General features: G+C 60.0%; 16 protein-coding genes and 2 riboswitches. Of the genes, 8 read left to right on the top strand and 8 right to left on the bottom strand.

Translation table 11 applies throughout. The features are described 5' to 3' along the window. Window positions 1-27 precede the first annotated feature (27 nt). A complete protein-coding gene (locus ACSHXH_RS01380) occupies window positions 28-900 on the top strand; it encodes an inositol monophosphatase family protein (protein WP_435669954.1) in 873 nt (290 codons plus the stop codon). 30 nt (window positions 901-930) lie between these two features. Here ACSHXH_RS01380 and ACSHXH_RS01375 read toward each other — a convergent pair whose 3' ends face one another. The 5 genes from ACSHXH_RS01375 to ACSHXH_RS01355 form a co-directional block, all read right to left on the bottom strand. After that, a complete protein-coding gene (locus tag ACSHXH_RS01375; protein WP_435669953.1) occupies window positions 931-1572 on the bottom strand; it encodes an NAD(P)-dependent oxidoreductase in 642 nt (213 codons plus the stop codon). A gap of 295 nt (window positions 1573-1867) precedes the next feature. Next, entirely contained in the window at window positions 1868-4711 is a 2844-nt protein-coding gene (gene gcvP, locus ACSHXH_RS01370; protein ID WP_435669952.1) for an aminomethyl-transferring glycine dehydrogenase, read from the bottom strand. A 137-nt stretch (window positions 4712-4848) separates the two neighbouring features. After that, complete coding sequence (gene gcvH, locus ACSHXH_RS01365) at window positions 4849-5208, bottom strand: glycine cleavage system protein GcvH (RefSeq protein ID WP_435669951.1); 360 nt, start codon at window positions 5206-5208, stop codon at window positions 4849-4851. An 18-nt stretch (window positions 5209-5226) separates the two neighbouring features. After that, entirely contained in the window at window positions 5227-6351 is a 1125-nt protein-coding gene (gcvT, locus tag ACSHXH_RS01360; RefSeq protein WP_435669950.1) for a glycine cleavage system aminomethyltransferase GcvT, read from the bottom strand. A gap of 86 nt (window positions 6352-6437) precedes the next feature. Continuing rightward, window positions 6438-6503, bottom strand: a riboswitch (glycine riboswitch). Between the two features lie 3 nt (window positions 6504-6506). Then, a riboswitch (glycine riboswitch) is annotated at window positions 6507-6593 on the bottom strand. A gap of 49 nt (window positions 6594-6642) precedes the next feature. Beyond that, complete coding sequence (locus ACSHXH_RS01355) at window positions 6643-7113, bottom strand: RrF2 family transcriptional regulator (RefSeq protein ID WP_435669949.1); 471 nt, start codon at window positions 7111-7113, stop codon at window positions 6643-6645. A 92-nt stretch (window positions 7114-7205) separates the two neighbouring features. On the opposite strand from ACSHXH_RS01355, the gene ACSHXH_RS01350 reads away from it, so the two are divergent. After that, the gene (locus tag ACSHXH_RS01350; RefSeq protein WP_435669948.1) at window positions 7206-7769 is read left to right on the top strand and encodes a gamma-glutamylcyclotransferase family protein; all 564 of its coding nucleotides are present in this window, start codon (window positions 7206-7208) and stop codon (window positions 7767-7769) included. Beyond that, complete coding sequence (locus ACSHXH_RS01345) at window positions 7769-9016, top strand: DUF2254 domain-containing protein (protein ID WP_435669947.1); 1248 nt, start codon at window positions 7769-7771, stop codon at window positions 9014-9016. Before ACSHXH_RS01350 ends, ACSHXH_RS01345 begins: the two co-directional genes overlap by 1 nt. On the opposite strand, the gene gltX is transcribed toward ACSHXH_RS01345, so the two are convergent. Further along, window positions 9013-10350 carry a glutamate--tRNA ligase gene (gene gltX, locus ACSHXH_RS01340; RefSeq protein ID WP_435669946.1) on the bottom strand — a complete coding sequence of 446 codons (1338 nt, stop codon included), beginning with the start codon at window positions 10348-10350 and terminating at the stop codon, window positions 9013-9015. The genes ACSHXH_RS01345 and gltX overlap by 4 nt on opposite strands. 182 nt (window positions 10351-10532) lie before the next feature. On the opposite strand from gltX, the gene ACSHXH_RS01335 reads away from it, so the two are divergent. Further along, window positions 10533-11444, top strand: coding sequence for an MBL fold metallo-hydrolase (locus tag ACSHXH_RS01335; RefSeq protein ID WP_435669945.1), 912 nt, complete (start codon window positions 10533-10535; stop codon window positions 11442-11444). Between the two features lie 42 nt (window positions 11445-11486). Beyond that, window positions 11487-11879: a metallopeptidase family protein gene (locus ACSHXH_RS01330; protein WP_435669944.1), complete on the top strand. Its 393-nt coding sequence runs from the start codon at window positions 11487-11489 to the stop codon at window positions 11877-11879. Between the two features lie 49 nt (window positions 11880-11928). On the opposite strand, the gene ACSHXH_RS01325 is transcribed toward ACSHXH_RS01330, so the two are convergent. Continuing rightward, a complete protein-coding gene (locus tag ACSHXH_RS01325; RefSeq protein ID WP_435669943.1) occupies window positions 11929-13332 on the bottom strand; it encodes an MORN repeat-containing protein in 1404 nt (467 codons plus the stop codon). A 155-nt stretch (window positions 13333-13487) separates the two neighbouring features. On the opposite strand from ACSHXH_RS01325, the gene ACSHXH_RS01320 reads away from it, so the two are divergent. Continuing rightward, on the top strand, window positions 13488-15149 hold the full coding sequence (locus tag ACSHXH_RS01320; RefSeq protein WP_435669942.1) for an NAD+ synthase: 1662 nt from the start codon (window positions 13488-13490) through the stop codon (window positions 15147-15149). 110 nt (window positions 15150-15259) lie between these two features. Then, window positions 15260-15649 (top strand): DUF805 domain-containing protein, encoded by a 390-nt coding sequence (locus ACSHXH_RS01315; protein ID WP_435669941.1) that lies wholly within the window; start codon window positions 15260-15262, stop codon window positions 15647-15649. Between the two features lie 54 nt (window positions 15650-15703). Here the strand turns inward: ACSHXH_RS01315 and hppD are convergent, their stop codons facing one another. Then, entirely contained in the window at window positions 15704-16798 is a 1095-nt protein-coding gene (hppD, locus tag ACSHXH_RS01310) for a 4-hydroxyphenylpyruvate dioxygenase (RefSeq protein ID WP_435669940.1), read from the bottom strand. A gap of 127 nt (window positions 16799-16925) precedes the next feature. Here hppD and ACSHXH_RS01305 point away from each other — a divergent pair, with 127 nt between their 5' ends. Next, on the top strand, window positions 16926-17393 hold the full coding sequence (locus tag ACSHXH_RS01305) for an Lrp/AsnC family transcriptional regulator (RefSeq protein WP_435670178.1): 468 nt from the start codon (window positions 16926-16928) through the stop codon (window positions 17391-17393). The last annotated feature ends 8 nt before the right edge of the window (window positions 17394-17401 follow it).

The following is a 17401-nucleotide window of genomic DNA, read 5'->3' as shown; positions in this document are numbered from 1 at the left end:
CAACCGTCACAAAAATCGAGTCGTTTCATGTCCGATAGCTTGCCCATGACGATCCCCGCGCCGCTCACGCCCGCACAGCGCACCCAGATCATCAACCTTGTGCGCCGCGCCGCAAAGGCCGAAATCCTGCCCCGCTTCCGCACCCTTGGCACCAAGGATATCGATCAAAAGTCCGGCCCGATGGACGTGGTGACCGCCGCTGACAAAGACGCAGAAAAAATGATCGCACGCGGCTTGCTGTCGATGTTCCCCAACGCTCTGATCGTTGGCGAGGAAAGCATGACAGAAGAAAAAATCGCCCAACTGGCTGATGCTGAAATGGGCTTTGCCATCGACCCGGTGGATGGCACATGGAACTTTGCGCATGGGTTGGCCACCTTTGGCGTGATCCTTGCCATGACCCGATTTGGCGTTCCGGTGTTTGGCCTGATCTACGATCCCATCACCGACGAAGTGCTGGTCGCCGATGAAACCACCCCGGCGCAGGTGATCGCCCCCCGCCGCCCTGCGCGGGCTGTCAGCGTCTCCAAAGGTGGGCCAGTCGAAGACCTCAGCGGCTTTGCGTCATTCTACAACCTGCCCGAAGCAATGCGCCCGCAGATGGCAACTCTCATGACCCGGTTTCAGCGTCTCTACATGTTGCGCTGTGCCGCGCATGAGTTCCGCATGGTGGCCTTGGGTCATGTCGATTTCGTGCTGTGTTCCAACCTCAGCCCGTGGGACCACGCCGCAGGCGCGCTGATCGTCAAACAGGCGGGAGGGCATGTGGCCTGTCTGGACGGGACGGATTACCGCGCCCAGATGCGCAGCGGCTATCTGCTCTGTGCACCGGATGCCGCCACTTGGGGCCGCGTCCGGGATGCGATGTCCTTTTTGCTAGACGACGAACCCCCCACATAGGCAGGCAGGTTTGCCCACGCGGATATAGCGCTACCGCGTCAACACGACATCAGCGCGAAGATCCACCCCCTGCTCGACCGCGTCGATCAGATAATGCGCAACACTCGCCCGCGAGATAAGACCATTGCGCCACTCCGCCGGGTCGCGCAGCACCTTGTACGCCTCGGACCGCGCCCCTTTGGTCAGTATCACGGGCCGAACAATCGTCCAGTCCAAAGACGCGTCCGCAATAAGCGCTTCCTGCCGATCCTTGTCCGCATAAGGCCTGCCCAAAATCGCCCGATGCCCGGTGCGTTCAATCCAGCTCATCGCGGATTTGCTGCGCCCGGCGCCAAATCCCGTCACAGCGACCAAACGCGACACTTCAGCCGCCGCCATCGCATCCAGCAAAACACGCGTGGTGTCAGAAAACAGCGTTTCCTCTTCCCACAACATCGCCAGCCGTTCGGTGATGCCCAGCGCATAGATGACCGCACGCACGCCCTGCAAGGCATTGGCAAGGTCCGTCGCAGAGCGCGCATCGCCGACAAACGGCTCCACAAGGTCACTTGAAACAAGCGCATCGGCACGGCGCGCAAAGGCACGGATCGGTAACCCGCGTCGGACAGCTTCGTCCATGGCGCAGCGCCCAATACCCGACGTCGCGCCCAGAATAAGAAGTGGCTTGGTCAATTCTGAAGATCCTCGAAATGCGCCGCATAGCGACGATGCTGTGCCCGGTCATGTTTAAGCGCGAGATCCCCGCGGTAGGGCGCCCGTGTCACCACCGGAATCGCGGTTTGTGCGTTCGAATGAACTTTGCTGCCCCGCCCCGCCATGCGGCGTCGCAATAATTGGAATACGTGTGTCATAGGAAAGGAACGTAGCGCCCCGGTTTTGGTTGCACAGGTCGGAAAATTTCACCGGACCGCGCACCATTGCGCGATAGGATGGGCAATCCTGCCCATCCCGATCGCGTGACGGATACTTACTCTGCCGCCTCGGCATAATCCTCCATCGGCGGGCACGTACAGACCAGATGCCTGTCGCCATAGGCGTTGTCGACGCGGTTGACCGGAGGCCAATACTTGTCCACCCGGAACGCGCCTTTGGGGAAACACCCTTGTTCGCGGCTATAGGGCCTGTCCCAATCCCGCACGAGGTCTTCCATCGTGTGCGGCGCAAGCTTGAGCGGATTGATCTCGCGGTCGATCCTCCCCTCTTCGATATCCCGGATCTCGTCCCGGATCGCCAACATCGCATCGCAAAACCGATCCAGCTCGGCTTTGGTCTCGCTCTCTGTCGGCTCGACCATCAAAGTCCCCGCCACCGGCCAGGACATCGTCGGCGCATGGAACCCCGCGTCCATCAGACGCTTGGCGATATCCTCGACAGTGACACCTGCGGATTTCTCGAACGGACGCACATCCAGAATACACTCATGCGCCACCCGTCCCTGTTCGCCGCGATAAAGCACGTCGAACGCCCCTTCGAGCCGCGTCGCAATGTAGTTCGCGTTCAGGATCGCCACCCGCGTCGCCTGCGTCAGCCCCTCACCGCCCATCATCAGGCAATAAGCCCATGAAATCGGCAAAAGCGATGGCGACCCAAAAGGTGCCGCAGAAACCGCGCCCTCCCCGGTCAACGGATCACCGGGCAGATGCGGGATGAGATGCGCCTTGACACCAATCGGCCCCATGCCTGGCCCCCCCCCGCCATGCGGAATGCAGAACGTCTTGTGCAGATTCAGGTGGCTGACATCGCCGCCAAGATCGCCAGGCCGCGACAGACCCACCATGGCGTTCATGTTCGCGCCGTCGATATAGACCTGCCCGCCATGATCATGGGTGATCTGGCAGACCTCCTTGACCGTCCCCTCGAACACGCCATGCGTCGACGGATAGGTGATCATCGTCCCGGCAAGAGTGTCGGAATACTGCTCTGCCTTGGCGCGGAAATCCTCAAGGTCAATCGATCCGTTCTCGTCGCATTTTACCACGACAACCTTCCAACCCACCATCTGCGCCGAGGCCGGATTGGTGCCATGCGCGTTGACCGGGATCAGACAGACGTTGCGATGCCCCTGACCCTTGGCGCGGTGATAGCCCGCGATGGATAACAACCCCGCATACTCCCCCTGCGCGCCCGAATTGGGCTGCATCGAAATCGCATCATAGCCGGTAATGGTGCACAGCTTGGCGTTCAGATCCGCGATCAGCGCATGATACCCCCGCACTTGATCATCTGGCACAAACGGGTGGATATCGGCAAACTCACGCCAGCTCACGGGCATCATTTCCGCCGCTGAATTAAGCTTCATCGTGCACGACCCAAGCGGGATCATCGCGCGGTCCAGCGCCAGATCCCGGTCCGCCAGGCGCCGCATATAGCGCATCATTTCGGTCTCGGCCCGGTTCATGTGGAACACATCGTGCTGCAAATATTCGGATTTGCGGATCAACGCGTCAGGCAACCGGTATTCGGGCGTCAGATCATCATCCGCCTTGACCAACCCAAAAGCCCGCCACACTGCCTCGATCGTCGCGGGACGCGATTTTTCGTCCAGGGTGATGCCGATCTTGGTCTTGCCAACAGCCCGCAGGTTCAACCCCTCGCGCACAGCCGCCTGCAACACCCCGCGCTGAAGCAAGCCGACATCCACTGTGATCGTGTCGAAATACGCAGCAGGGTCCACCTTGAACCCGGCGGCTTCCAGCCCCTTGGCCATCCGGACCGTCTTGCGATGGATGCGCTGCGCAATCGCACGCAGGCCTTTCGGCCCGTGGAACACCGCATAAAACCCGGCCATCACCGCCAAAAGCGCCTGCGCCGTACACACGTTCGACGTCGCTTTTTCGCGGCGGATGTGCTGCTCGCGGGTTTGCAAAGACAGGCGGTACGCCTTGTTGCCATGTGAATCGATGGAGATCCCCACAATGCGTCCCGGCATGGCCCGCTTATAGGCATCCCTGGTCGCCATGTAGGCAGCGTGCGGCCCACCATAGCCCAGCGGAATCCCGAACCGTTGGGTTGATCCAACCGCGATATCCGCGCCCATCGCGCCCGGCTCTTTGAGCAGGCACAGCGCCATCGGATCAGCGGAAATGACGGCAATCGCCTTGGCCGCGTGCAGCCGGGCGATATCGTCCGTAAAATCGCGCAAATGGCCATATGTGCCCGGATACTGAAAGATCGCGCCAAACACCGCATCCGCATCCATATCGGCGACATCACCAACGATCACTTCGATGCCCAAGGGTGCGGCGCGCGTCTTCATGACCGAGATGTTCTGCGGATGGCAGTTCACATCGACAAAGAACGCCGTCGCCTTCGACTTGGCCACCCGCTGCGCCATGGTCATCGCCTCGGCACAGGCCGTCGCCTCGTCCAGCAAAGACGCATTGGCGATCTCCAGCCCGGTCAGGTCACTGACCATGGTCTGATAATTCAACAGCGCCTCCAGTCGACCCTGCGAAATCTCCGGCTGGTAGGGCGTGTAGGCGGTGTACCAAGCCGGGTTCTCGAAGATGTTGCGCTGGATCGCAGGCGGCGTGACCGTGCCATGATACCCCATCCCGATCAGTGAGGTCAGAACCTCGTTCTGCGTTGCCACCTCGCGCATGTGATGCAACAATTCCCGTTCCGAAAGCGCCTTGCCGAAATCAAGAGGCGTCTCCTGACGGATGCTCTCGGGCACCGTTTGGGCAATCAGATCATCCAGCCTGGACACCCCGACCGTAGCCAGCATCGCGGCCATCTCGGCAGGGGATGGGCCGATATGACGCCGGTTGGCAAAATCATATGGCAGATAGTCGATGGCATCATAACCCATATCGCTCTCCTTGCGCATCGGAACGGCCCGCCGTCCCCTTGCTTCTTCTTTTTCAAAATATGCCAAAACGACAGGTGCCACCTGACACGCTGCCGGGGCAGTGCGTTGGGTGGGCAAGATCTGCCCACCCACCTGCGTCAGCCGATGAATTTCTTGTATTCGGCCTCGTCCATCATGTCGTCCAGCGCCGACATGTCCTCGATCTTCATCTTGAAGAACCACGCCTCACCTTCCGGGTCTTCATTGACCTTGGTGGGCTCCGCGACCAACACCTCGTTCACCTCGGTGATCTCGCCATCCAGCGGGGCAAGGATATCGGACGCCGCCTTGACGGATTCGATCACGACGATCTCGTCATCCTTGCTGACGGTGGAGCCTTCGTCGGGCAGTTCGATGAACACCACATCTCCCAATTGCTCGGCGGCATGCGCCGTGATGCCCACAACCACTTCGTCGCCTTCGACGCGCAGCCATTCATGTTCTTCGGTAAATTTCATAAGTTCCTCATGGTGTGATTAGCGTTTGAACCCTGCCGCCACAAAGGGCAGCGATGCAACCGTAACAGGAAGCCGTTTACCACGGACTTCGCCAAAAAGCGCAGCGCCAACATCGGCATTGTCGGCATGGACATAGCCCATTGCCACCGGAGCGTTGACGGTGGGGCCAAAGCCACCCGATGTCACCACCCCTACGGGCTCAGCTGCCGTCTCGCTGGCAAAAAGCACTGTGCCCTCACGCATCGGGGCGCGCCCCTCGGGCTGCAATCCGACTCGCTTTGGCGTCGCACCCTCCGTTATCTCTTTCAGGATACGCGCGGCCCCAGGAAATCCACCTGCGCGCAAGCCACCAGACCGGCGCACCTTTTGAATGCCCCAGGTCAGCGCCGCTTCAACCGGAGACGTTTCCGCGTCGATGTCATGCCCATACAGGCACAATCCCGCCTCAAGCCGCAGCGAATCCCTCGCGCCCAGCCCGATCGCCTCAACATCTTCGTGCGCCAGCAAGGCGTCTGCCACCTCTGTGGCGGCTGCCACAGGGACGGATATCTCATATCCGTCTTCCCCGGTGTAGCCCGACCGCGAGACCCAGCATTCAGCCCCGGCCAAAGGCACCGTCGCCACGTCCATGAAGCGCATCTTGGCCACCGCCGGGTGATGCGCGGCCAGCACGACTTCGGCCTTTGGCCCCTGCAATGCCAAAAGTGCGCGATTTTCCAAAAGCTTTACAGTCACCTCCGGCTCCAGCGCCGCACGCATCCGGGCCACATCAGCCTCTTTACAGGCCGCGTTGACCACCACAAACAGGTGATCCCCGCGATTGGCAAACATCAGATCATCCTCGATCCCGCCCGCGTCATTGGTGAAAAACCCGTAACGCTGACGCCCCTCGGCCAGTCCCAGCACATCTTGTGGAATCAGCCGCTCCAACGCCGCCCGAGCCCGTTCTGGATCATCAGAACGCAGGATAACCTGCCCCATATGGCTCACATCGAACAACCCCGCAGCAGCCCGGCAGTGCAGGTGTTCCTTCATCACGCCAAGCTTGTATTGAACGGGCATCTCGTAGCCCGCAAACGGCACCATCTTCGCGCCCAGCGAAACGTGCAGATCGTATAGCGGCGTGCGTTTGAGGTCGGTCACCCAGCATCCCTTCGTTTCCAACCGGATGCATCTGACGACAACCGGCATATTCCAAACCGCGCCAAAGCACGTTTGTCCTATGCCCCCTCTGTCCTTTGGCCTGAGATCGTTATCCCTTCGGCGCCCCGGTCTTGGCCGGGATCTCTCCAGAGTCTATGTCCGCGACGGTCCTTTGGCCTGAGAGTTTCCGGGGGCGGTTGCTCCTTCGGCACCGGTCTGACCGGTTCTCCCATCGTGGATATGTGCAGTGGTAGACCGTTTTCAAACCGGCCTCAAGGGGTCAAAAACCGCTCAAATCGCAAGCGCAGCCTCGCGTGCCGCACAGGCCCGCTCGGGGTTCAGAATGTCCAAAAGGTCGGCATTCGTGCAGACCAGCGCCTCCAATGTGATCGGATCAAGCGACTGGTAAAATGCCTCGACCGCGTCGGTCAGCGCCGTGCGCAACAGGCAGGCCTCTTTCAACGGACAGGTGTTGTCCACATCGGCAAAGCATTCGGCCAGCGGCACTGGCGCTTCGAGGATACGAAAAACATCGCCAATGCGGATATCCTTGGCTGACCGCCCCAGTTCAAGCCCGCCATTGCGGCCCCGCTGCGTGCGCAGATAGCCAAGCTGCGCCAATTGATTGATCACTTGAGCCAGATGATTTTCGGACGCGTTGCAGCGCACGGCAATCTCGGCCTTGGTGACAAGACGGCCCGTGTTGGCGGCGCAAAACATGAGAACACGCATTGCGATGTTGGTTCGTTTGGTGACACGCAAAGCGGGCATCCTTTTACATCGGTTGGCCAAGGCTAGCCATTCGTGCAAAGTTGTCTTTGATATACATCAACCGACATGAAGCAGAGCGCGTCGTGAAACATCCGCATTTCTTTGGCTACGGCTCCTTGGTCAACCGCAACACCCACGCGTTCACGCCGATCCACCGGTCTGTGCTCAGCGGCTGGCGGCGCATCTGGCAGCGCGCCCCGAACCGGCCCGCCGCCTTTCTGTCGATCATTGCGGACAAGGACAGCGTTCTGGACGGCGTGATTGCACCGGTGCCAAACAACGATTGGGTCGCCCTGGACGCGCGCGAATTCTCGTACCAGCGCCTTGGCGTGACCGACGCGGTGCACCACGCTGCCCCCGATGTGCGCGACATCTCGGTCTATGCGATCCCGACACAGGATGCCGCACCGCCTGACCGGGACCATCCAATCCTGCTCAGCTATGTCGATGCTGTGCTTCAGGGATATCTAAGCGAATTCGGCACAGACGGCGTGCAGCGGTTCCTGCAAACCACCCAAGGCTGGGACACCCCCGTGCGCAACGACCGCGCAATCTCACTTTATCCACGCGCACAAGTCCTGACCGATGCGGACCGCAATTTGGTAGATGATATGCTGCTGACAGTCCGCGCCAAGGTTTTTGCCTGATGCGAGAACGGATATGGCTTTGGATGACGCGGTTGTGGCGACGTCCGGGTATTCGGATCTCGGCCTTTGGCAGCGCCGCACTGCTGATCGCCTTGATCGCGCCGCTGCTCGACCAGACGGTGCCCGCCTATCTGACCGATCGCTTTACGCAAGACGCGGTCTTGCCGATCCTGAGCATTCTGGCGTCGTCAATGCTGGCCGTGACCACGTTTTCGCTCGGTATCATGGTGCAGGCCTTCCGCTCTGCCGCCGGTCAGGCAACACCGCGCGTCTACCGGCTTTTGATGCAGGACATGACCACGCTCAACGTGATGTCCGTCTTTGTCGGCGCGTTTCTGTTTTCCCTGACCTCAATCGTCATGTTCCGCGCTGGGTTCTACGGCAAATCGGCAGCCGTGATCGTCTTTGCAATGACCCTTGTCTGCATCGGCCTGATCGTTGTGGCCATCCTGCGCTGGATTGCGCATCTCAGTCAATTGGGCAGCCTGCATCACACATTGACGCTGGTTGAATCTGCCGCCGCGCGGCCGCTCGAACGGATGGCGAAAACTCCGAACCTCGGCGCACGGGCTGCAAGCGATGCGCCGCGCGCACCAAGGGACGCAACACCGCTTCTCTCGCCAATCGCCGGCTATGTGCAATTCATCAGCCTGACCGAGCTCAACGCCCAGCTTGCCAACGCAGACGCAACCCTCTGGGTGCTCAGGCCACCGGGAAGCTGGGTCTTGAAGGGCGCACCCCTTGCCTATCTTGAGGGTGACTGCCCGCCCGAAAGCCTGATCGAGAACTTCACAATCGGTGATGAGCGCACTGTCGAACAGGACGCCCGGTTCGGCCTTGTGATCCTGTCTGAAGTGGCCTCGCGCGCGCTGTCGCCCGGCGTCAACGACCCCGGCACCGCCATTGACGTGATCCACCGGATCGAACGCATCCTTTGGATCCTTGGACAACAGATGTGCGCCGAAGATCGCAACACCAAGCCCCGGTTCGACCGGGTGATCATCGGCACGATCACGGCAGATGATCTGCTGCAAGACGGCTTTGCCAGCCTGATCCAAGATGGCGGCAATCGGTTTGATGTCATAGCGCAGATGCTCAAGTCGGCCAACCGGCTAAGCCAAAGCGACTGGTCCGACCTCGCACTAGCCGCCGAAAAAACCCGCGATGCCGCGCTTGGGGCCATCGACCGTCAGATCGACGACCCGGACGCTGTCAAAACGCTGCACCAAATGGCGAATGAGACTTAACCTTTCGCAAGTTTCCGTGCGGGAATGGTCTGCAACAGTGGCAACAGATCGGCCATTTCCGGCCCGCGTTCCTGCCCGGTCAGCGCCTTGCGCAGCGGCATGAACAGGCTCTTCCCCTTGCGGCCGGTCGCCTCTTTCACCGCGTTCGTCCAGCTGCTCCAGGCATCCGGTCCAAGCGGGCCTTCGGGCAACAGTGCCATGGCCTGCGCGATGAACTCTGCGTCCTCCTCCGCGACCATCGGTTCGGCCCCATTGGAACACAGGTCCCACCACGGCGCGATGTCCCGTCGCGTGGTGATGTTTTCGCGCGCGACAGTCCAGAACGCCTCGGCCTTGTCTTCAGGGACGCCCAGTGCGGTCAAATCATTCTTCATAGCGCCGTATTCCATCGCGTGCAGCTTGCGCGCGGTAAGCGGAAACAGGTCTTCGAAATCGAACTTGGTCGGGGCCGATCCAAACTGGCTCAGGTCAAACCCGTCCGCGATCTCGTCCAGAGTCATGCGCAATTCCACCGGCTGCGATGATCCAAGCCGCGCCATCAGGCTCAAAAGCGCCTCTGGCTCAACACCCTGCTCGCGCAGATCGCGCAGCGCCAGCGTGCCAAGACGCTTGGACAGCGATTCCCCCTGCGGCCCGGTCAACAGCGAATGGTGCGCAAAGGACGGCACCGTCCCGCCCAGCGCGCGGATGATCTGGATCTGCGTCGCGGTGTTGGTCACGTGATCCGATCCGCGCACCACGTTGGTCACACCCATTTCCGTGTCATCCACCACGGATGCCAGCGTATACAGGATCTGCCCATCAGCCCGGATAAGGACAGGGTCGCTGACACTGGCCGCATCAATGGAAATGTCGCCCAAGATACCGTCGGTCCACTCGATCCGTTCCTGATCCAGCTGGAACCGCCACACGCCGTCGCCCCGTTCGGCCCGCAGCTTGGCCTGAGCGTCAGCTGACAGTGCAAGAGCTGCGCGGTCATAAACCGGCGGCTTACCCATATTGAGTTGCTTTTTGCGCTTGAGGTCCAGCTCCGTGGGCGTCTCGAACGCCTCGTAGAACCGCCCCAAACCGCGCAGTTGATCGGCCGCTGCGTGATACTGCTCAAGACGCTCGGATTGCCGCTCCACCCGGTCCCATGTCAGGCCCAGCCATTCCAGATCGCGCTTGATCGCATCGACATATTCTTCCTTCGACCGTTCCGGGTCGGTGTCGTCGATCCGCAGAATGAACGTCCCCCCCGACTTGCGGGCGATCAGGTGGTTGAACAAGGCAGTGCGCAGATTGCCAACATGAATATAACCGGTGGGCGACGGCGCGAAGCGGGTGGTGGTCATGGGATGCATCTCCTGTTGCGTCGCGCTTTCCCATACCGGGATGGTTTTGTCCAGAAAGCCGCGCACCAATGCCGTGCATCCCCGCACAGTCACGAAGGTGTGAGAGCACAAGCTTATGACAAATATACTACTACATTCGACACCAGCGCATCAGGAGAGAGTCCACAATGTCTGAACTATCAATGTCACGTCGCACAATGCTGGCCGGGGTCGCAGCCATTCCAATGGCAGCTGGTCTTGGCATCACCAAAGCCAGTGCTGCTGGCCACATGCAGGGCGCACAGATCCCCCGCGTCAACCGCTTTGGCGTTGGCGATTTTGAGGTCACAACCTTGCTCGTCGGCAGCCGCACGGTGGATGACCCGCAAACCATCTTCGGTATGAATGTCGAGGCCGACAGCTTTGCCGCCGTGTCCAGCGAAGCGAACATTCCCACCGACAAGGCGCAGTTCTTTTTCACCCCCACGCTGATCAACACCGGGTCAGAGCTGATCCTGTTCGATACCGGCCTTGATGGCGCGGCCACAGCGCAGGCAGTCGAGATGGCGGGCTATTCCGCAGACGCAGTGAACCATGTGGTGTTGACCCACATGCACGGCGATCACATCGGCGGACTGATGACCGACGGGGCCGAGACCTTTGCCAACGCCGCCTACATCACCGGACAAGCGGAGTTTGACCATTGGTCCGGCACCGACAACGAAGGCTTTGCCAACAATGTCACACCGCTGGCAGAGAAGATGAGCTTTCTCGCCGATGGCGGCAGCGTCACATCCGGCATCACCGCCATGGCCGCGTTTGGCCACACGCCGGGTCACATGACCTACATGCTCGACAGCAATGACCAGCAGCTTTTGATCTTTGCCGACCTCGCCAACCATTATGTCTGGTCGCTGGCCCACCCCGATTGGGAAGTCCGCTTTGACATGGACAAAGCCGCAGCCGCCGCGTCGCGGCGCAACGTGCTGGGGATGCTGGCCACCGACAAGGTGCCGTTCATTGGCTACCATATGCCGTTCCCCGGTGTCGGTTATGTCGACACGCGCGGTGACGGGTTCCACTACGTGCCGCACAGTTATCAGCTCTTGCTCTGATCTTGGCTTGACGCCGTCTGCATGCGCGGTGCTGATACGCGCATGACCGCACAAGACGATATCGACGACATCACCCGCTACGCCGAGGCAGCCCTGACCGGGCTGCCTTTGCCGTTCCGCGACCTGTGCCAGGACGTGTTGCTTCAGGTCACTGACTGGCCGCCCAAAGACCTTCTGGCCGAGCTTGAGATCGACGACCCGCTGGAACTGACCGGTCTTTATGACGGCATCCCGGTGACCGAGAAGTCAGCAGGCGATCCGACTCCCTTTCCCGATCAGGTCTGGCTTTATGCGGAACCGATCCTCGCTGAATGGCGCGACCGCAAATCGGTGACGCTCAAGGATCTGGTGACCCATATCGTCATCCATGAAATCGCACATCACTTCGGCTGGACCGACGACGAGATTGCCCAGGTGGACCGCTGGTGGGAATAAACCCTGAAATGTTTGCAAACCCAGTTGGCCAGATTTGCAAACCCGCGCGCTACCCGTCCGAAAGCGCCCCGTTGACCCACTCACCCTTCGTTTCCTCGCCCGAAGCATAGCGCATGGTCCCGGTACCTTGGCGCTTGCCGTCAAGAAACATGCCCTCGTAGACATCACCATTGGCATAAGTCGCGGTGCCCTGCCCGCTGATCTCGCCAGCGCGCCATTCACCGACATAGGTGAACCCGTCCGCCATGACGATCTCACCCTGCCCCTGACGCTGGCCGTTCTCAAATTGTCCGACATAGACGGTGCCATCGGTATAAGTGGCGGTGCCCTGTCCGTGGCGCTGCCCGTCCTGCCATTCGCCCTGATACTTGTAGCCGTCAGGGTAGGTCATCACGCCCACCCCGTGGTTGCGCGCATTTTTGAAGTCGCCCTCATAGACCAACCCATTGGCATAGACCGCGCGGCCCTTGCCCTCGATCACCCCGTCAACCCACGCACCCTCATAGGTCGAACCATCGGGGTAGGTGATCTTGCCCTCGCCATTCGCCAGATCGCCCCGGAACTGACCCTCATAGACCGATCCGTCGGGGTAGCTGACCTTGCCCAGACCCTCGATCTGCCCGGCAACCCATTCGCCTTCATAGCGGTAACCGTCTGTACCGACAAAGATGCCCTGACCCTGCCGAAGATCGTCCTTGAACGTCCCCTCGTAGATGTCGCCATTGGTATAGCTGACCTTGCCCTGCCCTTCGCGCCGCCCGGCGACAAGCTCACCTTCGTAGACATCGCCATTGGACTGGGTCAACCGACCCATCCCGTCGATCTGGCCGTCTTTCCACATCCCGTCATAGACCAATCCATCCGGCATGGTCAGCGTGCCCTGCCCGTCGCGGTCGCCATCGGCCACACGGCCTTCGTAGACCGATCCGTCAGGATAAGTGATAGAGCCGTTGCCCTCCTTGACGCCGTTGACCCAATCCCCTTCGTAGACATAGCCACCTGGGCTTTGCATCGTCCCGCGCCCGTGATGCAGCGCGTTGCGGAAGCTGCCTTCGTAGCGCACGCCGTTGGCATAGAGCGCCACACCTTGGCCGGTGATCTTGCCGTCAAGCCATGACCCCTCATAGGTCGATCCGTCCGCAAAAACGATCTTGCCGATCCCCTCGGGTTTGCCCTTGACGAACTGACCTTCATAAACCGATCCGTTTGGAAACCGAGCAACTCCGTTTCCCCGGATTTCGCCATCGACCCAATCGCCCGTGTATTCGTAACCATTGGGAAGGCGATATGTGCCCGTGCCATGCTGCAACCCGTTCTGGAACGTGCCTTCGTAGACCCCGCCATCATCATATTGCTTGGTCTGAATGTCACCGTCCTGTGCCTGCGTCTGTACCGCCAAGGCGATGCCCAGCGCGGTTGCTGCGCCCAGAATGCCTGTAATACCCGATCTCATTTGTCTGCTGTCCCACTCATGTCCAGCGCAAGCGCCCGTTTCCCGAAACCTAAGCGAGCCCGCCGCGTCAGACAATGTCTTATCCGACAAGGTGCTTTCCCTCGCGCGGGGTTCTGCTATGTCACCGGCGATATCGGGAAAAGAAGGACCGCCCCATGTCGGACCGGTTTCGCATCACTCTGGCGCAATTGAACCCCACCGTGGGTGACCTTGCCGGCAACGCCGCCAAGGCACGCGCCGCGTGGGACGCCGGCAAAGCCGCAGGGGCCGACCTTGTGGCCCTGCCCGAGATGTTCCTGACCGGCTACCAAGCGCAAGACCTGATCATCAAACCCGCCTTCATCGCCGCCGCGCAAACCGAACTGGACGCGCTGGCGCTGGCCTGCACGGACGGCCCCGCACTTTGTATCGGCGCGCCCTGCGTGGGCGAAGACCTCAAGCTGCACAACAGCTACTTCACGCTTCAGGGCGGCAAGATCGCGTCCGTGGTGCACAAGTATTTCCTGCCGAATTTCAACGTCTTCGACGAAGTGCGCCTGTTCTCGCGCGACATGATGCAAGGGCCAGTGGCGATCAACGGCGTGCGTATCGGCATGCCGATCTGCGAAGACGCGTGGTATCCTGACGTGGTCGAGGCGTTGGAGGAAAGTGGCGCTGAATTCATCCTTGTGCCCAACGGCTCGCCCTATTTCCGCGACAAGTTCGAAACCCGTCTCAACCACATGGTCGCCCGCGTGATCGAAAGCGGTCTACCGCTGATCTACCTCAACATGGTGGGCGGTCAGGACGATCAGGTCTTTGATGGCGGGTCGTTTGTTCTCAATCCCGGCGGCGTGCCTGCAGTGCAGCTCGCGGCGTTCGACGAGGTGATCAGCCATGTCGACCTGGAGCGCACGGACACAGGCTGGCGCGCACGTGATGGTGAATTCACCCCGCAGCCCGACGCAATGGAACAGGACTACCGCGTCATGGTCACCGCACTGCGCGACTACATGGCCAAGACCGGGTTCAAGAAGGTGCTTCTCGGCCTGTCCGGTGGTATCGATTCCGCCATCGTCGCCACCATCGCCGTCGATGCGATTGGCGCAGACAATGTGCGTTGCGTGATGCTGCCATCGGAATACACATCGCAAGAGTCATTGGACGACGCCAAGGCTGTGGCCGAAAACCTTGGCTGTCGCTACGATTTTTTACCAATTGGTAAAACCCGTAACGCGGTCACAGATACGCTGGCTCCGCTTTTTGAAGGCACCCAACCGGACCTGACCGAAGAAAACATCCAGTCCCGCATCCGGGGCCTGCTGCTCATGGGGCTGTCGAACAAATTCGGTGAAATGCTTTTGACCACCGGCAACAAATCCGAAGTCGCGGTGGGCTATGCGACGATCTATGGCGATATGGCCGGAGGCTATAATCCGATCAAGGACATGTATAAAACCCGCGTGTTCGACGCCTGTCGCTGGCGCAATACACATCACTGCGACTGGATGATCGGGCCCGAGGGCGACGTGATCCCCGATCGGATCATCACCAAGCCCCCATCTGCCGAATTGCGCGCTGATCAAAAAGACAGCGATTCATTGCCGAATTATCCCGTGCTGGACGGCATCCTGAACATTCTTGTCGATGAAGACGGATCAATCGCGGATTGCGTCGCCGCCGGGTATGACCGCACCGAGGCCAAGCGGATCGAAAACCTGCTTTATATCAGCGAGTACAAACGCTTTCAGTCCGCGCCCGGCCCGCGCCTGTCCAAACGGGCCTTCTGGCTGGACCGCCGCTATCCCATCGTGAACCGCTGGCGCGATCCAAGTTGACCACAGCGCTGTGGGGCCGGGATCAGGCCAAGGCGCAAGACAGCATTTGACAGACCACTGGAAACGACGATCAATGCGGCTGTGTTTGTCCATTGTACGGAGCGTTTTCCATGTCCATAGTCACTGCTGCATTTCAAAAAGGTCTTTCCAAATACGCCACGATCTCGGGGCGCGCGTCACGTCCCGAATTCTGGTGGTATGTCCTTGCAATCTTTCTGATCGTCGTCGCCGCACAAATCATCGACCGCGTGGTGATTGCCACGCTTATTGGGCTGGCCCCAGGCGCAACACCGCTGTCTTTGCTGATCAGTCTTGTCTTCCTCGTGCCCAACATCGCCATAGGCGTGCGCCGGATGCACGATATCGGCAAATCCGGGTGGTTCCTGCTCTTGGCGTTGATCCCATTTCTGGGCCTGCTGATCCTGATCTATTTCTACACCCGGCCCAGCGATCCCGGTGAAAACGCGTATGGCGCACCCGAGCCGTTCATCACCGGCTGAACGCCACAAGGGACAAGGGCCCACCCGCGAAAGGCGGGCCCTTTGACCGCGCCCTTAGCTTGCCTTGAGAACACCGCGCGCGATCTGGTCTGCCTCGATGCTCTCGAACAATGCCTTGAAATTGCCCTCGCCGAACCCGTCATCGCCTTTGCGCTGAATGAATTCAAAGAAAATCGGCCCAATCACGGTTTTTGAGAAGATCTGCAACAGGATGCGTGTTTCGCCACCGCCGACCACCCCTTCGCCGTCAATCAGGATGCCATGTGTCTTCATCCGGTCAATCGGTTCTTCATGACCGACCACCCGCGTCTTGCTTAGGTCGTAATAGGCATCCGGCGGCGCGGGCATGAACCGCACGCCCCGCGACGCGATCTCGTCCACTGAGTCGTAGATATCGCGCGCGCCTACCGCGATATGCTGAATGCCTTCGCCCTTGTAGCGCTTGAGGTATTCGACAATCTGTCCAGTCTCGCCCCGGTCCTCGTTGATCGGGATGCGGATACGCCCACAGGGCGAGGTCAACGCGCGGCTCAGAAGCCCGGTGAACTTGCCTTCTATATCAAAGAACCGGATCTCTTTGAACGCAAAGATCTTGCTATAAAAACCGAACCAGATGTCCATGTTCCCGCGATGCACATTGTGTGTCAGGTGATCAAGATAGTGGAAACCGACACCTTCGGGATTGGCAGTCGCCACCCAATCGAATTCTGCGTTATAGGGGTTCTGTCCATAATACTGGTCGATGAAATAGATCAGCGACCCACCGATCCCGACAATCGCAGGCACGTCCATCACCTTGTCGTCGCCCTCATACGGCGTCGCCCCCTGACGCACCGCATGGGCAAAGGCGTGCTGCGCATCGACCACCCGCCAGCCCATGGACGGTGCACAGGGTCCATGTTCGTCAACAAAGCGCATGGCGTGGCTGCCGGGTTCGGTGTTCAGGATATAGGTGATATCGCCCTGCTGCCACAGCTCGACCTGTTTGGTCTTGTGCGTGGCGGTGTGGGTATAGCCCATCTTGCCAAACAGATCGCGCAGCGCATCCGGATCAGGATGGGCAAATTCGACAAATTCGAACCCATCAGTCCCGGCGGGGTTTGCATCGGTGATCGTGGCTTTCGGCGCATCATGTGGAAACGGGCCCATAACATCCTCCTCTATCTGCGCACAGGATAGGGCATAGACAGTGCAATTGGTGCTCAAACTCAGGCGCAAAACCTCAAAATAACGCGCGGGAATTGCGTTGAAGTAACGAAAGGTGCATTCTTGACGCATAACCAAACTTGATCCCAAAGACATTCGGCTTCTTGCCCACCTTCAGATCAACGCCCAAACCCCGGCGCAGGACCTGGCAGATCATCTTGGCATGTCCGCCTCGCAGATCAGCCGCCGCCGGCAACGGTTGGAGGCCGAAGGTTTTATAACGGGTACCCCATGCCGCCTCGATCCCGACAAGCTGGGCCTGACGGTGCAGGCGTTTATCCAGATTGAAACGCTTGCCCATGCCAAGGGAACACATATCGCAATCAAACGCTTGGTGGCGACGCAGCCCGAAATCGTGGCCGCATGGACGTTGACCGGGGATGCCGATTACATCTTTCGTGTGTTTTGCACCGATCTGTCAGCGCTCAACCGTCTGGTGCAGGACGTGCTGTTGGCCCACCCTGCCATTGGGCGCGTCCACAGCCAGATCGTCATGGATCAGGTCAAGGACGACACAGCCTTGCCTTTACCCGGTTGAGCGCAACA

It is taken from the genome of Marivita sp., assembly GCF_051251565.1.
GTDB lineage: Bacteria > Pseudomonadota > Alphaproteobacteria > Rhodobacterales > Rhodobacteraceae > Marivita.
Note: the sequence above shows the minus strand (reverse complement) of the source record. Positions and strands in the feature narration are given on the sequence as shown.

Excerpts from the sequence above, each read along its gene's own strand:
- ACSHXH_RS01325 (WP_435669943.1), bottom strand. The coding sequence starts at position 13,332 with ATGAGATCGGGTATTACAGGCATTCTGGGCGCAGCAACCGCGCTGGGC.
- ACSHXH_RS01320 (WP_435669942.1), top strand. The coding sequence starts at position 13,488 with ATGTCGGACCGGTTTCGCATCACTCTGGCGCAATTGAACCCCACCGTG.
- gcvH (WP_435669951.1), bottom strand. The coding sequence starts at position 5,208 with ATGAAATTTACCGAAGAACATGAATGGCTGCGCGTCGAAGGCGACGAA.
- gcvP (WP_435669952.1), bottom strand. The coding sequence starts at position 4,711 with ATGGGTTATGATGCCATCGACTATCTGCCATATGATTTTGCCAACCGG.
- ACSHXH_RS01380 (WP_435669954.1), top strand. The coding sequence starts at position 28 with ATGTCCGATAGCTTGCCCATGACGATCCCCGCGCCGCTCACGCCCGCA.
- ACSHXH_RS01345 (WP_435669947.1), top strand. The coding sequence starts at position 7,769 with ATGCGAGAACGGATATGGCTTTGGATGACGCGGTTGTGGCGACGTCCG.
- ACSHXH_RS01315 (WP_435669941.1), top strand. The coding sequence starts at position 15,260 with ATGTCCATAGTCACTGCTGCATTTCAAAAAGGTCTTTCCAAATACGCC.
- ACSHXH_RS01335 (WP_435669945.1), top strand. The coding sequence starts at position 10,533 with ATGTCACGTCGCACAATGCTGGCCGGGGTCGCAGCCATTCCAATGGCA.
- hppD (WP_435669940.1), bottom strand. The coding sequence starts at position 16,798 with ATGGGCCCGTTTCCACATGATGCGCCGAAAGCCACGATCACCGATGCA.
- gltX (WP_435669946.1), bottom strand. The coding sequence starts at position 10,350 with ATGACCACCACCCGCTTCGCGCCGTCGCCCACCGGTTATATTCATGTT.
- ACSHXH_RS01330 (WP_435669944.1), top strand. The coding sequence starts at position 11,487 with ATGACCGCACAAGACGATATCGACGACATCACCCGCTACGCCGAGGCA.